This is a genomic window from Halobacillus sp. A1-3 (assembly GCF_050971765.1).
Lineage (GTDB): Bacteria > Bacillota > Bacilli > Bacillales > Halobacillaceae > Halobacillus > Halobacillus mangrovi_B.
The window spans coordinates 176966-201036 of record NZ_JBPCEO010000007.1 but is presented as its reverse complement, the minus strand read 5'-3'; the positions used below and the strand labels follow the sequence as shown (position 1 = coordinate 201036).

Sequence of the window (24071 nt, the reverse complement as noted above, 5' to 3'; positions counted from 1 at the left end):
CTCACATGCAAATTCTTTCATTATGAAAATCTTTGCATGCTATTTTTATCTAAATTGTATTTATCTAGTTTATAGTATAAATTTCGGATAGAAATTCCTAATGCCTTTGCCGTTTGAGTTTTGTTAAAATCATGGGCGCGAAAAGCATCTGCCAGAAGTCTTTTCTCATATTCATCAACAGCTTGCTGCAGCGTTTCTCCAAGCCAGGCATTTTCACTTTCCGTAGAACGTATGGAATTTGAAGACTGCTTACTCAGAGTAGGAATATGTTCAGGTCGTATCTCTTCTTCAAGATTTTCCATATAGATCATAGCTCTGCCAATAATATTCTCTAATTCACGGACATTCCCTGGCCAATCGTATTCTTCCAATCTTTTAAAAGCTTTTTCTTCTATTGAGGTCACATGCCTTCCATAATCCTCGTTTAACTTCTGTATCAGATGGTCCGTCAATTGAGGCAAATCTTCTTTTCGTTCTCTTAATGGAGGAATGTAAATAGGCAATCGATTTAATCTGTAATAGAGGTCTTCCCTAAATGTTTTATTCATGATTGCTTTTTCAAGATTGACATTAGTGGCTGCAATAACACGGACGTCGACATGAACAGGCTTCGTTCCTCCTACCCTAAGGATTTCATTCTCCTGGAGTACCCTTAGCAGTTTTGCTTGCATAGGTAAAGTCAATTCTCCGATCTCATCCAAAAAGATACTTCCATAATTCGCTTCTTCAAACAGTCCTTTTTTTCCACCTCGTTTTGCTCCTGAGAAAGCTCCATCTTCATATCCGAATAGTTCGCTCTCCAATAGAGATTCTGCAATAGCCGCACAATTCACACGGATAAACTTATTATGGCGCCGCTTACTCTCATTATGAATGGCGTGAGCAAAAAGTTCTTTACCAGTCCCTGATTCTCCCCTAAGCAATACTGTAGCAGGCGTTCTCGCACCAACTTTCGCTTGCTCCAGGGCAAGGGTCATTTCAGGTGATTCCCCAATGATGTCATCAAATGTATATTTAGCTTCCAAGCTTCGGATGATTTGTCTTGCCCTTTTCAATTCGCTAGTCAAAGATTGGATCTCAGAGACATCATGAAGTACTCCAACACTACCTTTCAACTTACCGTCTACGATAACAGGGGCAACATTGACAAGAACATCTTTATCACTAGGGCCGACTTTCATACGAACACTTCTGACAGGCCTCCTCGTTCTCAGCACTTTCATGTGCATGCTTTCCCCTTCAGAAATGTCTACAGTAGCAGGTTTCCCAACGATATCATTCTCTGTTAGTCCAGTAATTCTTGTATAGGCAGGGTTAATCATTAAACCGTTTCCATTTTCGTCTACGACAGAAATCGCTTCATCTGAAGAATGGATAATCGCCTCTAACATCGTTTTTACTTCCTTCAGGTCTGTGACCTCTTCAGCTAAATGAACAACTTCTGTTATATCTTGAAATACAGCGTAGGCACCAATTGCTTTACCATCAGGCCCGATCATCGGAATCCGTGTTGTAATCACTTTTTTTCCATTATCAAGTTCGAGCTTTTGATTTACTTCTTTCTTCTTAGAGCTCAACACTTTCGGGAGCCTCGAGTCAGGGATAATGGTTTTTACAGGTTTTCCTACTACGTCTTTTCGATTTACATTCACGATTCGTTCAGCACTTCGATTAATAAAAGAAACATCCCCATCCACGTTGATAACAATCATTCCATCATGAATGCTGTTTAGAATAAGGTGTTGGTTCTCAGTCTGCTGTTTCAATTCTTTGACGAGTGCTTCCTTCTCTTCTAAGAGTTCTGACGTTATATAGGCAACGGACCCAGGAATGACCACTGTTGACCGCTGGCGTTTGGTTCTGATCGCGTTAAAGACTTCTTCTTCTCCTGTTGCTTCAATAACAATATCGATTTCTTTATGTATCCAATCTTCCCAGGACCTACCTGTAGGAATATCATAGGATTTTGCCAGCTTCAACCCCTGAGCTTCGGGGTTGGGATCTGTTACAGCAACAATTTTCATTCGATCAGTTTCGTTTAGTAACTTCAACAGGGCTGTACCACCTTTGCCTGCTCCGACAATTAACACTCTTTTCATTTCATCACACCCTGCAAAAATTTGCGCATCTTTATCCTACATTATTCTGCATGATTTAGCAAGCGCGATTGTATTCCCACAACTAGCAGCTTTTGATATACTAGACGAGGACTGAATAAAAGGAGTTTTTAACAATGCGTTTAATTGCATTATTACTTTTAGTAACCCCAGGACTCATTGCCATGTACGGCATTAAACTAATAAGAGATGCGCTATTTGGAGAATTTCATCCGATCTTTATGCATATCGCTGTCCAAGGCCTGCTCGGAGTCATTTTTGTTGTTGGCGGGATAGCCTTTATTGGTGGGTTTATACTACACAGAGATCGAAAAAGAAACCTTACTAAGGGACGTTTCAAAAACAACTAATAGAACTGCACAATATAAAGAAGGAGTTTTGCTCTGTGACAGAGTTCGAGTTATTCAAGAAGCAATACCCTTTTGATTTACTTACAGAAGAGGAATTTCAAGAGGTTTTCGGAAAAGCAGTAGTAAAGGAATATAGTACAAATGAATTTATTATCCATGAAGATCAGTCGGATGACACGATCGATATTCACTTCTTAGTATCTGGCTTAGCCAATAATATCATGCACCGTTCTAACGGACGTCAGCTTTCCGTCCGTTTTTATTATCCAGGTGACCTTGTTGGCGTCATGATTCTTCTGACTAGTGGAGAGATGAGATTTTCCGTACAAGCTCTGGAGCCTGTTAAAACATTATGCTTTGAACGTGAAGCGTTTTTAAAGGTTATGTCAAATAATACACAGTTTTCCAAGGTTGTAATGGACGGCATCAGCCACTTGATGAAAAGCCTTTATGATGAAATTAAGTATAAGAGCTCGACGACAGATGAACAGGATGATCGTGAACTTTACAAAAAGCGTGCTGATGCTTTTATGGAACCACCTACCTTCATTCATCCCGAAGCTTCGATAGAGAAAGCAGCACGGATGCTGGAGCAGCAAAAAATCGAAGCCCTAATTGTAAGTGAAGACCAAAAAACAATGCTCGGTATGATTGGATATGCAGAGATTCTAAGAGCGTACTTTGAAAATGACCATCGCAATCCAGTCAAAGCTTACATGGGAGAAGAATCTTATGAAATCAATCAGCAGGAATTCATTTATGATGCACTGAGCTATTTGAAACATCACCCCACAGAGATAATCCCTGTACTCCATAAAGGGTTTGTTGTAGGTATTCTGAGGCAGTCTTCATTTTTTACAATAAAGAACTCTGTGTACTTTGATTTGACTTACAGAATCTCCAATGCAACAAATCCGGAAGAGATAAAAAAGCTGTCCCCAGTCTACAACGAACGTTTTCAGCAATTCGTCTCAAGCCTAATCAACGAAAATATGTTTGCCTATGATATTGCCGAATTGATTACGAATTATAATGACCGGATTCATAAGCAAATTGTACAAATTGCTGAGGATCAGATGATTGCTGAAGGATTCGGTCCTCCTCCGATTAATTATTGCTTTTTAGTCATGGGCAGTGAAGGAAGGAAAGAGCAGGCATTCTCTACTGACCAGGACAATGGTATGATCCTATCTGATTACAGTCACTCGAAGCATAAGGCACGTATAGACGAGTATTTTTTAATCTTTGCTAAAAAGATAAATCGCATGCTCGATGAGTGCGGCTTTCCTTACTGTAATGGCGGAATAATGGCAAAAGAAGAAAAATGGAGAAAACAAAAAAGCGAATGGCATGAAGTAGTTAATTCATGGATTGAAAAAATGGATGCGGAAGAAATAAGGGACTTCACTATTTTCATGGACTTTCGCCCAATCTTCGGAGATTACTCCCTTGCTTACGACTTAAAAAAATACGTGACAAAAAGAGTTCAAAAATCATTGAATCTTCATCAATTACTTATGAAGGACACGCTTCGCTTCAGAGTACCTGTTCAACCATTTGGACGGATTTCCGGAGTGGGTAAAAAAAGGACATTAAATCTGAAAAAATCAGCGATCATGCAAATCGTCAATGCGATCCGAATATACAGCATGAAATATGGCATTGAAGAAATCAATACTGTGAACCGTCTGGAAGCACTAGCAGAACAGGAGCGGTTTCACCCAAGAGATGTGGAGAATGCAAAGACAGCCCTGCATCGATTAATGTTATTTAGGCTAAAAGAGAACCTGAAACAATTAAAAGAGAATGAAACTTTGTCTAACGATCTCAAACTTACTCAAATGAAAAAGGACGAGCGACGATCACTTAGAGAAGCTCTGATCATCGCTAAGCGTCTGCAACAAGTTCTTGAATTGAGTTATAACCGAAATCGGGTGGTTTAATGTTACCAATTGACTTACAAATATTAAAATATATTTTTTTTGAGAAGCCCATTTATCATTTCAAAATAAAACCTTATTTGAAATGGAATACGTACCGCCAACTCGAAGAAAAATTAGAAACTTCCAATAAGAGCTTCGGAAGTAACCCTTTAAAAGATCTCGATTACACCATCTTCGACTTAGAAACGACCGGGTTTCTTCCAGAAATCGGTCATGAAATCATCTCTATCGGTGCTATAAGACTTCAAGGGCTTGATGCTTGTCATCGTAAAACCTTTCACCAGGTTATTCGACCGATTCGCCCTGTGAATAACCAAACATTAAGTTTAACAGGATTAACCAGGGATCGCTTAAGAAATGCCAGCCCTTTTATAGAAGGATTCCAAAATTTTATGGAGTTTAGTGAAGGTTCCGTCCTTGTGGCTCATCCGGCAAAATTTGATATGCGTTTTCTTCAAACCATGTTAAAACGATGGAAGCTTCCTTCTTATCATCCGCCGGTGATTGATTCGCAGCTTTTGGCTCAGTGGCTTCTTCCCTCGGTTAAACATCAACTCGATCCTTTATTAAAACAGTTTGGCATTGAGAAAAGGGCACGTCACCATGCGCTGAATGATGCCATAATGACAGCGGAATTGTTCAGTGAACTTCTTTCCATAACACTTGAGAAAGAAATCTCGACACTGGACGAGCTGACCCATATCCTTGAGAAACAAAAAAAAGCGAAGCAGCAAAAGTAAATGCTGGCTTCGCTCTTTTTTTATCTAATGGTAGTATAGAAAAAAAGGTACTACATGTTCAAAGAAAGTTTATGTTCCCCGCGCATTTCTCTTAGTGTTAAACAATTCCTCTCAGAAACAAAATCATAAGTCTTCATGAACTGGATCTTTAGTTATAGACGCACTCTCAAAAAATGTCTTATATAAAGACTGGACTGCTGTAGATAGGTTTTGGGACTTCACACCAAACATCATAGAGACTTCAGATGAACCTTGGTTAATCATCTCTATATTTACACCAGCTTCTCTAAAAGCCCTGGCCGCATTACTAGCGATACCTACCGTCTGGTTCATTCCTTCTCCGACAATCATAATCATTGCCATTTCTCTCTCAATCATAACCATATCTACTTTAAGCTCGTCTTTTATTCGTTGTACAACAACTTCTTCCTTCTTTTTCGGAAGTTGGTTTTCTCTTAAGACTACTGACATATCATCAATTCCAGAAGGAGCATGTTCGAATGAAACTCCTTCATCTTCAAGGATTTGTAATAAGCGTCTTCCAAAGCCAATTTCTCTGTTCATTAAATACTTACTAACATATAAGTTCAAAAATCCAGTATCACTAGCTATACCTACGACATGTCCTTCTCTTTGCGGAAGTTCAGCAACAATCATAGTACCAGGTGCAGATGGATTATTCGTATTTTTGATGCACACAGGAATCTTTTCCTTAAAAGCAGGGATAAGAGCTTCATCATGAAACACAGAAAACCCTGCATAGGAAAGCTCGCGCATTTCTCGATATGTTAGTGACGTAAGCTGCTTCGGATTTTCAACAATCATTGGGTTAACGCAATATACCGAATCTACGTCCGTAAAGTTTTCATATAACTCAGCCTTTAATCCTGCTGCGACAATAGACCCTGTAATGTCAGAGCCACCCCTAGAAAAAGTAACTAGCTTACCCTCTGGTGTAAAACCGAAAAAGCCAGGGATGACCAAAGTTTCTTCTCGACCCCTTAATTCAAAAAGCTTTTCAAAGCTCTCGTCTAATACAATGGCACCACCTGGTTGGTCTCTTACAAGAATTCCTGCTTCTTTCGGATTAACATAGGAAGCTGAAGTCCCTTTGTGTTGCAAATAAGCACTAACTAACAGCGCAGATCCATCTTCACCACAAGACTTCAAAGCATCTATACCTTGCTTGTCTCCTTGCTTAATTAAATCAATAGATCCATCAATTTTTTCTTTTATCTTGCTCCATACATCGCCAGAAAGGCCTAATTCAGCAATCATTGACTGAAATCGGTCAGAGATCTGACCATATATATCTTCGCTTGCTTTATTTTGTTCAATCGATTCCCCAAGATTTATTAATAAATCGGTTATCTTCGTATCTTCTTTATACCGCTTCCCTGGAGCTGAAACGACAATCACCTTTCTGCTTGGATCAGATTCAATGATATTTGTTATTTTGTGGATTTGATCTGCATTTGCGACAGAGCTGCCGCCAAATTTAACTACCTTCATATGTAAACACCCCATCAATTGACTAAAGAGATTAATAATTAAGAATTGTATCACAAATAGTGCTTGTAAATGAACCGAAAAGTCAAAAAAGTTTAATTTGGAAAAATAAAACCATTCTTTTATAAAATTACCACTCATTCATGTATAATGAATACAGCTTTAAATTCATAGTTGGAAAGGAGGTCTACTCGTAATGATTTACAGGCGAGATGGAATGGGTGGTTATAGATACTATCCAGAACAAAGTGAACTTATGGTTTATTGCACCTTTGTTGATATGGGACATCGTTACATTATCATCCAGTACCTGGACCTCCCTTTTTGTTTTCGAGTAGTAAAAAGAGAAGGTATAGAATTCTTGGATGAGCAAACACATAACCGCTTACTACCCTTTATCGATTTGATTGATCAAGGAAAGTTTGATAATCGAGAAAACGCAAAGTTAATATATGATTTTTAGGATTTCATCTCATTAGAGCTTGTAGTTTGTTCTTTTCTTGTACAATTCTAATCATGTCATGCATTTCAACTATATTTTTACTTGCTTGAATATAAGCATCATATGCTTTTTCCCACTCTCGCATTGAGTAGGTTGAGGCCTTACTCACATAACCTTTTGTTTCATGAATCCAAGTCATAAGGGTATCATACTCGTTTACATAAGGTTTAATCTCTTTTAATTGAGATCCAATTTTCTCAAGTTCTTTTTTCAGTAAGTCATATCCACGACCTGTCTTGTCACTTGAATTAAAATTTTCAATATAATCTCTCATGTAGTTACGATCACGCACTGTTATTTCTTCAACTTCATCTACACGGTTACCTCGAATCGTCTGAAATCCACCCATATCTCTCAAGACAAATGTCATAAATTTACTAAGATTGAGTGCTCCTTTTATATCCGAAGGGACTATGAGCTTCTTATACTGATACAGGACTATTTTTGATAGAGCATCAACCACTAGACCATTCTCATAAGCAATCGCATCTTCATTTTTGGTACCCTTAAAGATTTCCTGTTTGGATTTCCCCTTTAACCTTCCCTTCTCAGGCAGCTCAAAAGTATATAATAATTCTTCTGTTTTCCTTATTTTTTCTTCCCTTGTTATAATGTAATGATGTTTATCCTTCTCACAAACATAAATTTCGAAAATAAATCTTTATACTAACAGTAAACTTAAAAGGGAACACGTAACAAAGCGAAAAGGACCGATTAAGCCCCGAGGTTAAAAAGGTATAGCGCAAAATTTTTAGCGCCCAAGTTTGCGAAATAGTTCTCGCATTCTGAATTTACTCGGATGCGAACCTCCGGACTAACCTTGCCCCTGGCATATTTCTCGGCCACTGGCGCCTGTATAAATACGCATAACCTCGCATATCCAATGTAACAAAAGCATGTTCTGACACGTTCACTCACGAACGTTATAACTGAGGTAAAGAAGGCTTTCGATTATGTATCCGTTTATGCAACTGGTCGCCCCGCATTGTTACGTAGGTAAAGCGTAATGGCGGAATTATAAGTACGTGCATAAACGGTTGACTACGGCATAGTGTCGGTATGATAAAACCCCGAGATTTCGAGACAGGCGTTCTGCAGGCTATCGTGGCTGGTAAAACTCATGCGTATACTGACAATATCAACAAATATGTTACGAATTGTTACTTGCTTTCTCGTCCATTTAGTTCCTGAGTAATCTCACCAATCACTCTCGACAATTCACGGTTTATCATCGATCCACTGAAACGAAGCACCGTCCATCCTTGCGATCTAAGATAACGATCCTTTTTCCGGTCATGGGCCTTCTGAGCAGGTGAAGAGTGGAACGCCTTTCCATCGCATTCAATCGCTATTTTTGATTCAGGAAATGAAAGGTCTATACGATAGTTCCTGCCAGCCTCAAATTGAGCACGAGGGATCATTCCGCACTTTACTAAGCCGTTGTATAAACGTTTTTCAATATAGGACTCACACCTCGCACCTTCCTCTTTTATCGGATCATAGTTTGAGAAAAAGCGTATAGCTAGTGCAATAGGTAGAATTAACAATAAAAAGAATACAGCATACTCGATTAATTGTATTTTATCCATATTTACAACACCCCTAATATTATAAAAACTTCTTATCACTCTTTAAAACTAAATCATATACCAAGGTTATTGAGCGTTGAAATGTCGTTGATACTTACGGTTTACCTCTTAGTCTTTAAAGTCTAAATACGATTGCTGAGTTACCTCTACGTTAGAATGGCCAAGGATCCAACTGAGAGTCGCCCAGTCTCCGCCATTAACCAAATAATAAATATCGAAGTTATTCCGAGCTGGCGCGGTTGTACTTCTACGCTAACTAATCGGCCATGCTTATGAAAAGCATTTTCGATGTTCCGGACGTCCACTTATTACCACGTAACTACTTAAATACATACGGTGAATCTGTTTAACGATCTCGGTACTCTAGAGGAAATCGCGTGAGAGCGAAATACCTCGAATATGTTCTGTTTTCACTGTCCACGGCTCTATTACGCCATGCTGCTCGTTAAGATAACGGAGAAATTATCGTAATGTTAGGTTGTAACTTCGCATAGTCTTTCGATAATTTTTGACTCTGGCAGTCACTCATGTAACGGTCTACCTCAATTAATAACGTATTCAAAAATAAAACGCCCTTTCTTTATCGGACGGACCGATGAACAAGGACGTAAATAGACTTACATAACTTCGTTTATAGGTTTGCGGGACAAGTTTATCGCTATGTTTGTGTTATGGAACGGGTCAAAATCGCGTCAGCTCGCTTTGTGCTCTAAACGTAACCGATCGGCAACCATGGCAATAAATTCACTGTTCGTCGGTTTAGCTTTCGTATTTGAAATCGTGTACCCAAATAAAGAAGAAATAGCGTCGATGTTACCTCGGTTCCAAGCAACTTCAATGGCATGACGGATAGCTCGTTCAACTCTTGAGGCAGTCGTGTTATACTTAGTTGCTATATCAGGGTAAAGAACTTTAGTGATTGAGCCAAGTAGTTCTAGATCGTTATAAACCATTGTAATTGCTTCACGTAGATACTGATATCCTTTAATATGCGCTGGAACACCTACTTCATGGATAATGTGCGTAATGCTTGTATCCAGATCAGGTTTTTTACTCTTCGTTGAACTATAGCTGCTGCCGATTGCTCGATTAATCGGATCGCCGGAATGTTTGATTTGACGTACCTGTTCACCAAGATGGTCAAGATCAAATGGCTTCATCATGAAATAAGCAGCACCTAGCTCTACAGCCTTTTTAGTTACTTCTTCTTGCCCAAAAGCAGTCAACATAATGACTTCAGGGGCTTTTTCAAATTCTCTCAGCTTATTCAAGACAGCCAGTCCATCTAAATGGGGCATGATGATATCAAGAATTAAGACATCAGGTTGCTTTTCTTCCACCATTGACAGGCAATCTTTTCCGTTATACGATTCCCCGACAACTTCAATATCGTTAGTATCTTCAAAGTATTCCTCAAGAAGCTTTACAAGTTCACGATTATCATCAGCCAAACAAACTTTGATCTTTTCCATTTAATTTCCTCCTTATAAGATCCTCGTTCCCTTTTATGTCCTATTCGACATGCGGGAATATATCCCTTTTTTATTATAACAAAAAAAATATTAAAATTGAGAATATCTTCAAAATGCTTAAAAATACTTTAATAAACGCAGTTTTTCGACATAATTTAATTTTATTTGTCGATGAATGTCGAACCAAAAAAAAGAGCCCACTATGGTAGTGACCCCTAAAAGTTAGAGTTTTTATTATGAAGCTGATTGGCTGGTTTGAGTCCGGTATTGGATGGGACTTAAACCAGCCAATTTTGCTTTTATGCGTTCATAATTGTAGTAGTCCATGTATGCTTCTAGTTTTCTTTTAAGCTCTTCATAAGAAACCAGTTCTTCTCCATAATACATTTCCTGTTTCAGAATCCCGAAAAAATTCTCCATGGCCGCATTATCTGCGCAGTTCGCTTTCCTGGACATACTTTGGAAGATGCGATGTTTCTTTAAGGTTTTCACCCACTTGTTGTGTTGGTAATGCCAGCCTTGATCAGAGTGGATGGTTGTCCGGTATTTGGCTTCCGTTTGGATAGTTTCCAATACTTCATTCAACGGCTTCAGAACAAAGTCCAGGGTTGGTCGTTTGGAAATGCCAAAAGAGATGATTTCTCCATTGAATACGTCCATGATCGGACTCAAATAAAGTTTCTCATTTCCTGCACATTTGAATTCCGTTACATCCGTGACTAATTTTTGGAGGCGGATGGGCGTATGGAACCTGCGTTTTAATCGGTTTTCAGCCACTTTCCCAACCGTACCTTTGTACGATTTATACCGGGATTTCCGGGTGAATTTTTCGCATTTCAAGCCTAACTCACTCATGATCCGTTGCACTTTTTTATGGTTGATGATATGACCCTGGTTTCTGAGTTCGAAGAAAATGCGGCGATAGCCATAGGTCCCGCCGTGCTCATGGAAGAGTTTCGTAATCATTTCTTTCCACTCTTTATTCGGATCTTCTTTCTGTAACTGCTTTCTCTGGTAATGGTACGTGGCTTCAGGAATGCCCACTCTCCGTAAAGCATCTTTTACTTTGAATCCTTCTTGTTTGAGTTCGAATACCAGCGCTGCTTGTGCTTTTCGAGATAGGCATTCGGATTCTCTTGAAAAGCTTTTAACTTTTTTAGATAAGAATTCTCTAAACGTAGGAGTTCATTTTCACGTTCTAATTGTTCTTCCCGAGTTGATGCTTTTTCTGTTTTGGGTGACTTTTTCTTAGGATTTTTTGACATAGAGGGCCGTCCTTTCGCTTTTTCCTGGAGGCCTTCGATCCCTTCCTTCTGAAATGTGTTAAACCAGCTCGCAATTAACGCAGGGTTGTTCAGTTGAAAAGCAATCGCAGTCTCCTGAAGAGAAGCTCCTGTCTGTTTCCTAAAGTTTAATACATCCATCTTGAATTGGACAGGGTAGACTTTTTTAGAATGCTTCCTTTTTAACCCTTCTTCTCCGAATGCTTGATAAGCATGAACCCAACGTAAAATTTGAGTATCACTAGGGATCGAGTACTTTTTAGCTAATAAAAGGTACCCTTGATGTCCTTGGAGATATTCCCTTACCACCTTCAATTTAAATTCCTTACTATACTTTGCCATACAAAACACCCCGGAAGTTAGATTTTTTACTCTAACTTCCGGGGTGCACTACCTATGAGCTCTTTTTTAACCTGCTTTTTGACCTTCTTCATATATTTCTATACCGGCTTCTTGTAGCATCCACTCAATGTGTACGCCATATCCACTAGTCGGATCATTGACGAATACGTGAGTGACTGCACCAATTATTTTTCCATTTTGTATAATGGGACTACCGCTCATTCCTTGAACGATTCCGCCCGTTTTATCAAGTAGATCAGGATCGGTTATTTTAACGATCATACCTTTGGTTACGGGGCTTTTCTTAGGCATGTTGCTGACTATTTCTACATCAAACGATTGCATCTTATCTCCGTTCAATACAGTTAAAATTTCAGCAGGGCCTTCCTCCACCTGATTTGAAAATCCAATGGGTAGACCTTTTGGATAGGCAGTGTTGCTCATTTTGCCATCCAGTTTACCGAAGATTCCAAACGGTGTATTTTTAGTAATCGTTCCTAATCGGTCATCCTTTAATGAGAACCGTGCTTTTTTCTCTCCAGGTATTCCTTGACTTCCTTTTTCAATGGAAGTGACGTGGGATTTAACAATGGTTCCCTCGTGTATCTCAATAGGTTTTTTCGTATCCATATCTGATATAACATGACCTAGTGCTCCATATTTTTTACTTTCAGGATGATAAAAGGTCATTGTTCCTATTCCTGCAGCAGAATCACGGATATACAAACCTACTTGGTATTCCTTCTCTTCATTGTTATAAGATGGTGTCAATGAAGTCTTCATTATTTCTTTTCCTCTTTTAATGGTTAGCTTTATGGCCTTCCCATCTTCGCCTGATTTTTTGACCAGGGAGGATAAATCCTCCATACTATTGAGTTCTTGGTCATTTCCTTTTAGCAAAATGTCCCCAACTTGTACATTTGCATCTTCACCAGGTGAAGATTTCCTTTCTCCGTTTCCTTTGACTAGGTGATGCCCTACAACTAAAACTCCTTTAGTATGGAGTTCTACACCAACCGATTGACCGCCAGGAATCAGACGAATATCCTTCATGGTCTGAAGATCGGTTTTCTTTAATGGAACACCTGCAAATTCATAAAAAATCTGGTTGTCATTGGAAGAAGAGAAAGCAGTCATGGCTTCATTTTTGAAAACCGGTGTAGCGTCTTCTGAAGCAGTGACTTTCACTTCCGTAGGAATGGACAAATAATTTTGTATGGGACTTAATAAAGGTAAACTAAGCATCAACAGCAGGAGAACAGAACCACAGATATATCTTATCTTTGTCTTTTGATTCAAGGGTTCAACACTCCTTATCACTCCAGTACCAACTCAATGGCTTACTTATAATGTGGTCTTTGAAGTGATATTTTAAACGAGCATAATCACAGTAATTATAGTACCGATTACCTTGGAAAGAAACATTCTCCAATGTATATTTTTATGAATAACGAAGACTCTATAATTAGTCCACAAATAAAAAACGTACAGAACAAAATTCTGTACGTTTAGCATTTGCTATTCTTTATAATTGATGATGCTTATGCTTTTCAGCAAGTTTTAACAGTTCTCGTGCATGTTCAAGCGTTGTTTCTGTTAATTCAGCACCTGTCATCATCCGCGATAGTTCATCAGCTTTTTCTTCATATTTTAGTTCTGTAACGCCAGTGAAGGTTCTGTCATTATCAACACGTTTTTCAATGCGAAGATGCGTATCAGCCATAGCAGCAACTTGAGGAAGATGGGAAATACATAATACCTGTGAACCAACGGATATCCCATGGATCTTTTCAGCAATCGATTGAGCGACTCGACCGCTTACTCCAGTGTCTACTTCGTCGAATATGACACTGGTCACTCCTTGATGTCTGCTGAAGATCGTTTTTAGGGCAAGCATAATACGAGACATTTCACCGCCAGAAGCTATTTTATGTATTTCTTTTAAAGGCTCGCCAGGATTTGTTGTAATTAGAAATTTAACGATGTCAAACCCATTAGATTGAAGATGTACAGGAATACCGTCAATTTCAGGATCGTTAGAGCGTCCCTCTTTAAGTTGGATATCCACCGCAAAAGAAGCTTTCTCCAAATAAAGACCTTTCAGTTCCTCATGAATGTACTCGGAAAGAATATCAGAAGCTCTTGAACGGATATCATGAATATTTTTAGCTTCAACTACAGCATCTTGCCCTAATTCGTTCATTTGTTTTTCCATTTTACTCAAATGGGAGTCTTTGTTTTGAATCTCATCGATCTCTTCTTCAATTCGAGAAGCATACTCAAGCATTTCCTCTACAGATGCACCATATTTTTTCATTAAACGGTTCAACTCATTGAGCCGGGATTCTATTTGATTCAAGCGCTCTGGATCAAATTCAAGTTCTGCCATTTGACTGCTTAGTTCAAATGTCATTTCTTCGATCACGTAATAAGAATTAGACAGTTCCTCAGACATTTTAGAAAGTCTGTCATCATAATCAGAAATACTCTCAACAGAGGTCATGGCATGACTCAACCAGTCCAGTCCTTTCTGTTCACCATACAGGGAGTTGTAAGCATCGTTTATACCCTGATAAATCTTTTCGTAATTCATTAACTTATTTCTTTCTTCAGTTAATTCTTCATCTTCTTTGGGCTTAAGTTCTGCAGCCTGCAATTCACGGAGCTGGAACTCCAACAGATCTAAACGTTGAGCCATTTCTTGCTCATTTTCACTCAGTTCTTTATAACGTTTTAGTAAAGACCTATAGTTTTCAAAAACTGATCGATATTCGTTCATAGAAGTTTCCAGATCAGAGGAGGCAAACAGATCTAAGAGCTCAATGTGTCTATCCGGGTCCATTAGAGACTGAGTCTCATGTTGACTATGGATATCAATAAGAGTGTGTCCAAACTCCTTAAGTATGCCTAAAGTAACTAACTTTCCGTTTACACGGCAGATACTTTTACCTTGATGAGTAATGGTTCGATGAAGAACAACCATTCCATCATCAGTGATGTCTACACCAAACTGATTTCCTTTCTGGTGGACAGGGTGATCTGATTCAACAGTGAACAATCCTTCAATTTCAGCTTTTTTCATCCCATGGCGCACATATTCCACTGAACCTCGCCCGCCTGACAAAAGTTGAATCGCATCAATAATAATCGATTTACCAGCTCCTGTTTCTCCGGTCAGAACAGTTAATCCTTCTTTAAAATTGATGGATATTTGATCAATAATAGCAAAGTCGCGTATAGATAATTCAGTTAACATGAACGATCCACCTCAGTTATAGCATATTTAGCAATTGGTCACTTATCGTTTCCGTCTGCTCTTCACTCCTGCAAATAATTAAACAAGTATCATCCCCGCATATCGTCCCCATAATTTCTTCCCAGTCCAGATTATCAATTAGGGCTCCTACAGCATTTGCATTACCTGGGAGCGTTTTTAAGATGATGAAATGACCTGCACGATCAATGCTCACAAAAGCGTCCATCATTAATCTCTTTAATTTTTCAAAAGGATTGAAGCGCTGGTCTGCAGGCAAACTATATTTGTATCTTCCGTCCATCATTGGAACCTTCACAAGATGAAGCTCTTTAATGTCTCTGGAAACAGTTGCTTGAGTGACATTGTAACCCATCCCTTTTAGCCGATCGACTAATTCATCTTGCGTTTCAATATCATCATTAGTTATCAATTCTCTAATCTTTATATGTCGCTGACCTTTATTCATGTAAATCCTCCGTTTCAAAACTTGAAGCCTAAGAAAGCAAGCCTATATTAGAGATGATTATTATTTTGAATATTTAGGGAATGTCTCAAAGACGATAAAAAAGGGCTTTATACAGCCCCTTTAAAGTTTGAATAACCACAAAGTATTCGAATAATTTCTCGTTGCACTTATTAGAGCAATTTTATAGAGACTATCTGCTATGGTTAGCATGGGCTTGTTCAATAACATTACCTATTTCGACATCCGTTAGATTTTCCCCTTCTTTTTCACTTTCTAACCCTAAGTGTACGAGAAACTCGATATTACCGTCTCCTCCGGTAATAGGGGAATAAGTCAAGCCAGCTACAGAATAATTGTGCTCTACGGCGAAATCAAGAATGTTCCTTATAACCTGAGCATGAATTTTAGGGTCCTTTACAATCCCCTTTTTTCCGACTTGCTCTCTCCCAGCTTCGAATTGAGGCTTAATCAAGGCAACGACCTCACCCTTCTCGGCCAACAGATTCGCAAGCACAGGAAGGATAATTTTTAACGAAATGAATGATACATCAATCGATGCAAATTGTGGTGTACCTTCCTTTAAATCCTCTTTTGTGACATAACGGAAGTTAGTTCTTTCCATTACTACAACCTGAGGATGGTTTCGAAGTGTCCAATCAAGCTGATTGTAACCCACATCAATGGCGTAGCTCATCTTCACACCATTTTGAAGACCGCAATCTGTAAATCCCCCCGTGGAGGACCCAATATCGATCATAATCTTATTACTTAAATCAATATCGAATTCTTTTAATGCTTTTTCCAGCTTAAGTCCTCCCCGACTCACATAGGGAATGGCTTTCCCTTTAACTGTGATCGGAGCATCTTCGTCTATTTTTTGACCGGGCTTATCCAGCCGCATTTGATCAGAAAAAACTAGACCTGCCATAATTGTTCTCTTTGCTTTTTCACGAGTTTCTATATACCCTTTTTCCACTAATAATACATCTAAACGTACTTTTCTACCCATATATTTAAGCCCTTTGTTTTTTTGTTGGAATCATTTCTTTTAAGTTCTTACTAATATTCTCTGGTGTTAGACCAATCTCTTCCCATAACTTCTTAACACTTCCATGTTCAATAAATCGATCTGGCACTCCCATACGCTTTATCCAAGGAGTGTAGCCATTCTCTTCAGCAAATTCGAGAACACTCGATCCGAAACCGCCTTTAAGAACAGCTTCCTCAATGGTTATCACTGGGATCTCCTCTTTGAACAGATCATGGAGCATGGCATTATCAAGAGGCTTAATAAACCGAGCATTGATGACTCTGATCGACAAACCATCTTCTTCTAAGTGTTGAGCTGCTTCTAAAGCCATATCAATGGTTGTACCAAATGTAAGGATGGAAGCATCTTTACCTTCCTTCAATACTTCCCAGCTTCCTATAGGAATCGTTTGTAATTCTTTATCAGTGTTCACGCCCTTTGCGTTACCTCGAGGATAACGGATAGCAAAAGGTCCGTCATCATACTCAACGGCTGTGTGTACGAGGTGTTGAGCTTCATTTTCATCTTTTGGCATACTAATGATCATATTAGGAACTGAACGAAGGAAAGCCACATCAAAAACACCCTGGTGGGTTTCTCCATCTGCTCCTACGAGTCCAGATCGGTCTATACCGAAGATAACATTTAAATTCTGCCTCGCTACATCATGGATAACTTGATCATATCCCCGCTGCAGGAACGTAGAGTAAATAGCCAAAAATGGTTTCATTCCCTGGGTAGCCAGGCCGGCAGATAGGGTTGTAGCATGCTGCTCTGCAATTCCTACATCATATAAACGGTCCGGAAATTCCTCGCCGAACTTATCAAGTTTTGACCCGAGAATCATGGCAGGAGTCACAGCTACGATTCGCTTGTCCTTACGTGCTTCTACGCGTAAAGCTTCGCTGATGACAGAACTCCATGCCGGTGGAGCATCTGTAGGTTTGATCTTTTCTCCTGATTCAATTTTATATGGCCCTACTCCATGCCACTTGTCTTTTACATCTGTTTCTGCAGGGTGATACCCTTTTCCTTTTTGTGTCATAACATGAACGATGACAGGTCCGTTTGTCTTTTTAGCATAGTTTAGATTTTCCAAAAGGTCGTCAAAATCATGACCGTCAACAGGGCCATAATAAGTGAAGCCTAGTTCTTCAAAAAACATGCCTGGCACAACAAAGTATTTCATACTATCTTTCAACCGTTCTGCTGCTTGTGCAATCTTTCCTCCGACTGCTGGAATCTTTTTGAGGAGCCATTCCAAATCGTCTTTTGCACGGTTGTACTTTCCAGCACTTCTCATACGTCCTAAAGCACCATGAAGCGCACCTACGTTTTTGGCAATCGACATTTCATTATCATTGAGGATAACGGTTACATTCTTTTTCTCATGACCAATATGGTTCAAGGCCTCTAAAGCCATTCCGCCCGTCAATGCCCCATCACCAATAATAGGAAGGATAGAATGTTTTTCATTTTTCAAATCACGTGCAATCGCCATTCCCATTGCTGCGGATAATGATGTTGAACTGTGGCCAGTCTCCCAAATATCATGTTCACTTTCATTACGTTTTGGGAAACCGCATAACCCTTGATACTGTCGGAGAGTTTCGAATTGTCCGCCTCTTCCTGTAAGAATCTTATGAATGTAGGATTGATGCCCAACGTCCCATAGTAAACGATCAGTCGGGCTCTTATAAACTTTGTGCAAGGCAAGGGTCAGTTCCACCACCCCTAGATTCGCACCTAAATGCCCTCCCGTTACAGAAAGATTTTCTATTAAGAATTGGCGTACGTCTTCAGCCATTTCTTCCAACTGGTTTTTATTCATATCCTTCAAAATTGAAGGGTCAGTAATTTTGCACAGATCCATTGAAGGACCCCCTTGTATTTATCTTGTTTTTTTATTGGAAGTTGTCGCATTTGATAACAGTCTAACCTTCAGCTTTTTTTCTAACCATCCGATCACTCGAGCGGCAAAAAAGATGATTTTTGTTGAAGAGTGGATGGCAAAGAATTTTCCTAAAGCCTTTCCCCCGACGGTCAAAGCTGCTACCACACTTGTTAATACGACAGAAATAGTAATTTGCACTGTAGAGCCTTCGGAGTAGCCAAAAGTATTAGCAAGCTGTATGACAACTACAGCGGAAGCCGTCCCACTAACTATACCTGATATATCCCCTATAACATCGTTGCAGAAACTAGCGAATCTGTCTGCATTTCTTACGATTACAATCGCTTCTTTCGCTCCAGCAACTTTCTCAGAGGCCATAGCATGGAAGGGAGTTTCTTCTGCTGCTGTTGCCGCAATCCCTAACATATCAAAGATAACACCGATGAACACGATAATGAAAACAATAACTAAGCCGATAATCCAAATGACTCCGCTTAGAACTGAAGACGATATAACTGAAAAAATAGCCGCTAACACAAATGTGATAACGGCAATACTTAAACTGAATTTTAAGGATTTTCTAAATTTATTGTCCATTCTCAACCTCAATATTAACCATAATTTGAAACTTATGTAGCGAAAGGAATGGTCACGAAACAGGTAAAAATTGCGGCTTAGGTCTAGTAGGTTTTCCCAATCGAACACCGAGTGTCACCACTCTGGCGGTTCCCCTTTAAGTTCGACTCAGCTCCGTTTCCGAAAGCTGGACTAGATTGCCACTTAGTCCGCACTATAATTCCTGAATCATGTCCTGAATGTGAACAGCCTAGGGGATTTCCCCGACAGCCTTTAGCCGTTCCTTAGCCTCTTTTGCAGTTATGATTTCATACAGTTAACACATCTACGCTTCAGTGGCCATCTGAAGTTGGTTGATGCTCACATGACTGTAATCCCCTCAAAACCACTCAAGGCAGGCTACGCTGCGCATATAGATGTTACTCCATATACTGCAGGTTCATACCCCATTCCATAAGAACATCTGGCTCAGACATTCTTACAGTAATGGGCCTCCGCGGAAGCAGGGTCAACGCCCACATGCCTTTGTGGATCGCCCTGCGACCTTAACTCCCAGCATCGACCCAAGGCTGGGCGCCTCAAGCCAACACAAGGAACTTCATCGATGTGCCCTTTGGCGGATTTTTAGGCCCGCCTTCAGGAACGGAGGGCCGACTAGGATACTGCACCATTCCTTTTCTAATCTTAATATATCACATTCAAGCTAAGCACTCAATCTAAAACAATTGAATCAATGATCACGGCTGCTTAAATAGTCAATTAACTCTGATAACACTGTCTGGTCGACACCTGCCTTGGTCAATGCTTTTTTCGCGGTCATCACATAATGCTCTTTTTGGGATTTAGCGCCTTCAAGCCCCAGTAAACTAGGATAAGTACTTTTATTGTTTCCTTCATCACTTCCAATAGGCTTGCCCATGACTGCTGCATCACCAGTGACATCTAAAATATCATCCTGAATTTGAAAAATTAGACCGAGCGCATTCCCCATTTTTTTCATTTCACTTAAGCTAGTTTCACTGGCCTCACCAAGGAAGGCTCCAGCAATGATGGAAAACGTAAGCAACTGCCCTGTTTTATTCTTATGGATGTGTTCAAGGTCTTTTAAAGAGATTTTTTTATCTTCACTGAGCATGTCCATCATTTGCCCTTCAACCATCCCCCTTGGACCACTCGCTTTAGAAAGTTCGCGAACAAGATATACTTTTTCGTTATCTTTAAGGTGTACATCTTCCACAATAATTTGTGAACTTAAAGTCAGAAGAGCATCACCTGCTAAAATGGCCGTTGCTTCATCAAAACGACGGTGGTTGGTAGGCAATCCACGTCTAACATCGTCATCATCCATTGCTGGAAGATCATCATGGATAAGGGAATATGTGTGAATCATTTCAAGACTGCAAGCCACGGCGATTGCTTTTTCTTCTGCCGCTCCAAAGGCTTTGGCTGTAGCTAATAGCAAGATGGGTCTTAGCCGTTTTCCTCCTGCATCGATAGAGTACAGCATGGCATCTTGAAGCCTACCAGGAGTTGAATAATCCCTGACATAGAGCTTTAATTGTTCATTAATAAGCTCACGTTTCTCGGCCAAATAATCAGTCAAGCTCACGAGTCTTCCTCCTGAATGGAAAATGGTTCGAATTCTCCATGCTCATTCATTATTTGCTGCATCTGTTTTTCGACATTCCCAAGTTTTTCATTGCAGATCTTAGAAAGCTTCATGCCTTCCTGATAATATTGAATCGCTTTTTCAAGTGGAACCTCACCCGTCTCTAGCTTTTCAACGAGGGCTTCTAGTTGATCCATAGCTTGTTCAAAGCTTAGTTCTTCCTTATTCTCTGTCATATTCATCCTCCTCTACATCCAACACCCTACAGTCTACTGATCCCCCATGCATTTTCAAAGAAAAGTTACTGCCTTTCTTAACCTGACTCACTTGTTTCAAGACTTCTCCATCTTCAGAAAAAGGGATGGCGTATCCCCGTTTCATTATTTCTAAAGGGTTCAGTAAAGACAATTTCTCCAAGTTCACTCTGAATTGCTCCTGTTTTTTATTCCAAACATCTTCAAATCTTGCTTGAAGCTGTTTTGTATTGCTTTGCAGACGGTGACGGCCTTCTTTGATTTGAGCACCTGGTCCTTGAACAAATAAACGGTTCTGTAAATTGGACACTTTTTCTCTTCTTTGGTCGTGGTGGATGGCCATTTGCTTTGAAAGTCTTTCAAGGAGGCGGTCCAGGTCCTGTTCTTTTTGTTTCATCAGTTGTTCGGGGTATTTAAAGGCATAGGATTTCTCAAGGCGAGAGAGCCTTTGCCTTCCATTGGTTTGTTTTGTTTCCATCGCCCGCATAATCCTATGCTTTAACGCCTGAATTTGCTCATTGAGTTCAATGATGGAAGGGACCGCAAGCTCAGCAGCACCAGATGGTGTAGCAGCCCTTATATCTGCAACAAAATCGCTGATTGTCGTGTCTGTTTCGTGCCCGACAGCTGAGATGACAGGGATTTTAGAATTGGCAATCGCTCTAGCCACAATTTCCTCGTTGAATGCCCATAAGTCTTCGATTGAACCTCCACCCCTGCCGACGATTAACACATCCACATCTAACTTTTCATTCGCATACTCAATAGCTCTCACAATCGATAACGGTGCCCTGTCTCCCTGCACTAAAACCGGTAGAATTGAGACAGGTACAATTGGATATCTCCTATTGATTGTGGTCAATATATCTCGGACTGCCGCTCCTGTCGGTGATGTGATCACTGCAATGTGATTAGGGTATGTAGGAATCGCTTTTTTTCGCTCTACAGAAAATATTCCTTCTTTGCCAAGCTTCTCCTTAAGCTGCTCGAAAGCAAGGTAAAGGGCTCCTATTCCATCAGGCTGCATATCTTGAATATACAGTTGATATTGCCCCATTGGTTCATAAACGTTGATCTCTCCTCTCACTAAGACGTTCATACCGTTTTCAGGAGAGAATTTGAGGCTACGATTATTGCCAGCAAACATCACAGCTTGAATGCGTGCTTGCTCATCCTTTAAAGAGAGATACATATGCCCGCGGCTATGATGCTTAAAATTAGAAATTTCCCCTCTAAGCCAAACATTTTTTAAATGTTGATCGCTCGAGAGTTTTCGTTTTATATATTTAGTTAACGCTGTAACCGTAAGATATTGATCGTTCACACAAAAATCTCCTTATTGATGATTGTGGATCCGTTTCGCTGCTTTAATCGTGTTATGAAGAAGCATTGTAATCGTCATCGGCCCTACTCCCTTTGGAACAGGTGTAATATGGGAAGCTTTTTCGCAGGCAGAGTCAAAGTCTACATCTCCGGTTAATTTTCCATCCACACGGTTGACACCTACATCAATTACGACTGTACCTTCTTCAATGTCATCACCTGTAATCAAACCAGCCTTCCCTGCCGCTACAATTAAGATATCTGCTTGTTTAGTATGGTCACGAAGATTTTTCGTTCTTGAGTGACAATGAGTAACCGTTGCATTTTCATTTAGCAATAATTGTCCAACAGGCTTGCCAACTAAATTACTTCGCCCGACAATGACAACATGCTTTCCTTCAATAGTGATATTCGCGCGTTTTAGCATAACCATAATCCCGTATGGTGTACAAGGATAAAACGTTTCTTGTCCTGTCAGCAAACGCCCGACATTAATTGGGTGGAACCCATCCACATCTTTTTCAGGGGTAATCGCTTCAATCACTTTTTGATCTTCAATATGATCCGGCAGTGGCAATTGAACGAGAATACCATGAACAGTCTGATCCTCATTTAGTTGATCAATCAAGTCTAGAAGTTCTTTTTCTGAAGTTGATTCTGGAAGCTCAATTAATTCAGAATCTAACCCTATCTTCTCAGAAGCTCGCTGCTTTCCCTTAACGTAAGACATAGACGCAGGGTCTTCTCCGATAATAACGACAACTAACTTCGGATGAATGTTATGGTTGTGAAGCTCGCTGACTTCCTCTTTCATCTCTTGACGCAATTCTTCGGCTAACTGTTTTCCATAAATAACTTCAGCTGACATTCTCTAGTTCCCCCTCTGAATTTTTATACCATTTTTGATAAGACACCATTGACGAATTTGCCTGAATCTTCTTCGCCAAAGATTTTCGCAAGCTCTACAGCTTCATTGATAGCCACCTGTGCTGGCACATCCTCTTTATACTTCATTTCATAAGCAGCCATACGCAGTACTGTTTTCTCAACCTTAGGAAGCCGGTTAAACGACCAATTATCAAGGTTGCTCGAAATCCGATCGTCAATTTCAGACCGATGATTCATTACCCCGTGGACAAGGTCATGTAGAAAAGCATCTACGACCGGTTCTTCTACTACATGCTGGATAGCTTCATCCGTATCAATATCGCTATTATTGATTTGAAATAAGGCTTGGAAAGCTTTTTCTCGGGCTGTGCGTCGTTTCATGTACATTCTCCTTTAAGGTAATATCCGTTAGCATAATAACATTTTACTATAATAAAAGCTATTCCCAACTAATTTGTCGCATTAGTAAGACAAGACTTCATAGAAAAAAGCCAGAAAGGGTTTCCCCTCTCCGGCTTATTTTATTGATAGTCTTGTGTTTCGATTTCTTCTTCCTTAGAATCCATTTTCACACCGACCACATGAACGTTGATTTCGTTAATCTCAAGTGCGGTCATGTTTTTTAGAGCCTGCCTTGTATTATCTTGGATTTTTTGTGCCGTATCCGGAATAGAAATTCCATAGTCCACGACAACATAAGCATCGATTAAGATACCGTCTTCAGTCAACTCGACCTTTACACCTTTTCCATGATCTTTTTTTCCTAAGCGCTCTGCGACACCGGAAGCAAAGTTGCCTCTCATTGAAGCGACACCAGCAACTTCAGAAACGGCAATGCCCGCGATCACTTCAATTACTTCAGGAGCAATCTCAATATTGCCTAGTGTAGACCCATCTGTCACATTCAACAATTGCTTCTCGTTCACAA

Annotated in this window: 23 protein-coding genes; 4 read left to right on the top strand and 19 right to left on the bottom strand. The window is 39.9% G+C overall.

Going from position 1 to position 24071, the window contains the following annotated elements:
• Positions 1-20: 20 nt before the first annotated feature.
• On the bottom strand, positions 21-2099 hold the full coding sequence (locus tag ACRYKC_RS13910) for a sigma-54 interaction domain-containing protein (protein WP_433807344.1): 2079 nt from the start codon (positions 2097-2099) through the stop codon (positions 21-23).
• Between the two features lie 134 nt (positions 2100-2233).
• Between ACRYKC_RS13910 and ACRYKC_RS13905 the strand changes: the two genes are divergently transcribed.
• The 3 genes from ACRYKC_RS13905 to ACRYKC_RS13895 all read left to right on the top strand — a co-directional run bounded on the left by ACRYKC_RS13905 (position 2234) and on the right by ACRYKC_RS13895 (position 5150).
• The gene (locus tag ACRYKC_RS13905; protein ID WP_085029587.1) at positions 2234-2467 is read left to right on the top strand and encodes a DUF2627 domain-containing protein; all 234 of its coding nucleotides are present in this window, start codon (positions 2234-2236) and stop codon (positions 2465-2467) included.
• Positions 2468-2502: 35 nt separating this feature from the next.
• A complete protein-coding gene (locus tag ACRYKC_RS13900) occupies positions 2503-4410 on the top strand; it encodes a DUF294 nucleotidyltransferase-like domain-containing protein (protein ID WP_433807342.1) in 1908 nt (635 codons plus the stop codon).
• Positions 4411-4487: 77 nt separating this feature from the next.
• Positions 4488-5150, top strand: coding sequence for a 3'-5' exonuclease (locus ACRYKC_RS13895; protein ID WP_433807340.1), 663 nt, complete (start codon positions 4488-4490; stop codon positions 5148-5150).
• Between the two features lie 123 nt (positions 5151-5273).
• Here ACRYKC_RS13895 and ACRYKC_RS13890 read toward each other — a convergent pair whose 3' ends face one another.
• A complete protein-coding gene (locus ACRYKC_RS13890) occupies positions 5274-6662 on the bottom strand; it encodes an aspartate kinase (protein WP_433807338.1) in 1389 nt (462 codons plus the stop codon).
• 193 nt (positions 6663-6855) lie between these two features.
• Here ACRYKC_RS13890 and ACRYKC_RS13885 point away from each other — a divergent pair, with 193 nt between their 5' ends.
• Positions 6856-7122, top strand: coding sequence for a hypothetical protein (locus ACRYKC_RS13885; RefSeq protein WP_433807336.1), 267 nt, complete (start codon positions 6856-6858; stop codon positions 7120-7122).
• A gap of 4 nt (positions 7123-7126) precedes the next feature.
• Here ACRYKC_RS13885 and ACRYKC_RS13880 read toward each other — a convergent pair whose 3' ends face one another.
• From ACRYKC_RS13880 to ACRYKC_RS13800, 17 genes are all read right to left on the bottom strand, one after another.
• The gene (locus tag ACRYKC_RS13880; protein WP_433807334.1) at positions 7127-7624 is read right to left on the bottom strand and encodes a hypothetical protein; all 498 of its coding nucleotides are present in this window, start codon (positions 7622-7624) and stop codon (positions 7127-7129) included.
• A 697-nt stretch (positions 7625-8321) separates the two neighbouring features.
• Entirely contained in the window at positions 8322-8750 is a 429-nt protein-coding gene (locus tag ACRYKC_RS13875) for an endonuclease domain-containing protein (RefSeq protein ID WP_433807332.1), read from the bottom strand.
• Positions 8751-9442: 692 nt separating this feature from the next.
• Positions 9443-10222 carry a sporulation transcription factor Spo0A gene (spo0A, locus tag ACRYKC_RS13870; protein WP_433807330.1) on the bottom strand — a complete coding sequence of 260 codons (780 nt, stop codon included), beginning with the start codon at positions 10220-10222 and terminating at the stop codon, positions 9443-9445.
• Positions 10223-10456: 234 nt separating this feature from the next.
• Positions 10457-11320 (bottom strand): IS3 family transposase, encoded by an 864-nt coding sequence (locus ACRYKC_RS13865; protein ID WP_433807474.1) that lies wholly within the window; start codon positions 11318-11320, stop codon positions 10457-10459.
• Positions 11284-11847 (bottom strand): helix-turn-helix domain-containing protein, encoded by a 564-nt coding sequence (locus tag ACRYKC_RS13860; protein ID WP_433807328.1) that lies wholly within the window; start codon positions 11845-11847, stop codon positions 11284-11286. The genes ACRYKC_RS13865 and ACRYKC_RS13860 overlap by 37 nt, the downstream gene beginning before the upstream one ends.
• A 66-nt stretch (positions 11848-11913) precedes the next feature.
• Positions 11914-13146, bottom strand: a complete 1233-nt coding sequence (gene spoIVB, locus ACRYKC_RS13855; protein WP_433807326.1) for a SpoIVB peptidase — start codon at positions 13144-13146, stop codon at positions 11914-11916.
• Positions 13147-13372: 226 nt separating this feature from the next.
• Complete coding sequence (gene recN / locus ACRYKC_RS13850) at positions 13373-15103, bottom strand: DNA repair protein RecN (protein ID WP_433807324.1); 1731 nt, start codon at positions 15101-15103, stop codon at positions 13373-13375.
• Positions 15104-15119: 16 nt separating this feature from the next.
• Positions 15120-15569, bottom strand: coding sequence for a transcriptional regulator AhrC/ArgR (gene ahrC, locus ACRYKC_RS13845; protein WP_085029578.1), 450 nt, complete (start codon positions 15567-15569; stop codon positions 15120-15122).
• Between the two features lie 190 nt (positions 15570-15759).
• Positions 15760-16578, bottom strand: a complete 819-nt coding sequence (locus tag ACRYKC_RS13840; RefSeq protein WP_433807322.1) for a TlyA family RNA methyltransferase — start codon at positions 16576-16578, stop codon at positions 15760-15762.
• Positions 16579-16582: 4 nt separating this feature from the next.
• Complete coding sequence (dxs, locus tag ACRYKC_RS13835) at positions 16583-18472, bottom strand: 1-deoxy-D-xylulose-5-phosphate synthase (RefSeq protein ID WP_433807320.1); 1890 nt, start codon at positions 18470-18472, stop codon at positions 16583-16585.
• A gap of 18 nt (positions 18473-18490) precedes the next feature.
• Complete coding sequence (locus ACRYKC_RS13830; RefSeq protein WP_433807318.1) at positions 18491-19090, bottom strand: hypothetical protein; 600 nt, start codon at positions 19088-19090, stop codon at positions 18491-18493.
• A 709-nt stretch (positions 19091-19799) separates the two neighbouring features.
• A complete protein-coding gene (locus ACRYKC_RS13825; RefSeq protein ID WP_433807316.1) occupies positions 19800-20678 on the bottom strand; it encodes a polyprenyl synthetase family protein in 879 nt (292 codons plus the stop codon).
• Positions 20675-20914 carry an exodeoxyribonuclease VII small subunit gene (locus ACRYKC_RS13820; protein WP_433807314.1) on the bottom strand — a complete coding sequence of 80 codons (240 nt, stop codon included), beginning with the start codon at positions 20912-20914 and terminating at the stop codon, positions 20675-20677. Before ACRYKC_RS13820 ends, ACRYKC_RS13825 begins: the two co-directional genes overlap by 4 nt.
• Positions 20901-22256, bottom strand: coding sequence for an exodeoxyribonuclease VII large subunit (gene xseA, locus ACRYKC_RS13815; RefSeq protein ID WP_433807312.1), 1356 nt, complete (start codon positions 22254-22256; stop codon positions 20901-20903). Before xseA ends, ACRYKC_RS13820 begins: the two co-directional genes overlap by 14 nt.
• 12 nt (positions 22257-22268) lie before the next feature.
• Positions 22269-23123, bottom strand: a complete 855-nt coding sequence (gene folD / locus ACRYKC_RS13810; RefSeq protein ID WP_433807310.1) for a bifunctional methylenetetrahydrofolate dehydrogenase/methenyltetrahydrofolate cyclohydrolase FolD — start codon at positions 23121-23123, stop codon at positions 22269-22271.
• 23 nt (positions 23124-23146) lie between these two features.
• Positions 23147-23524: a transcription antitermination factor NusB gene (nusB, locus tag ACRYKC_RS13805; protein WP_433807308.1), complete on the bottom strand. Its 378-nt coding sequence runs from the start codon at positions 23522-23524 to the stop codon at positions 23147-23149.
• A 140-nt stretch (positions 23525-23664) separates the two neighbouring features.
• Positions 23665-24069 (bottom strand): Asp23/Gls24 family envelope stress response protein, encoded by a 405-nt coding sequence (locus ACRYKC_RS13800; protein WP_433807306.1) that lies wholly within the window; start codon positions 24067-24069, stop codon positions 23665-23667.
• Positions 24070-24071 lie beyond the last annotated feature (2 nt).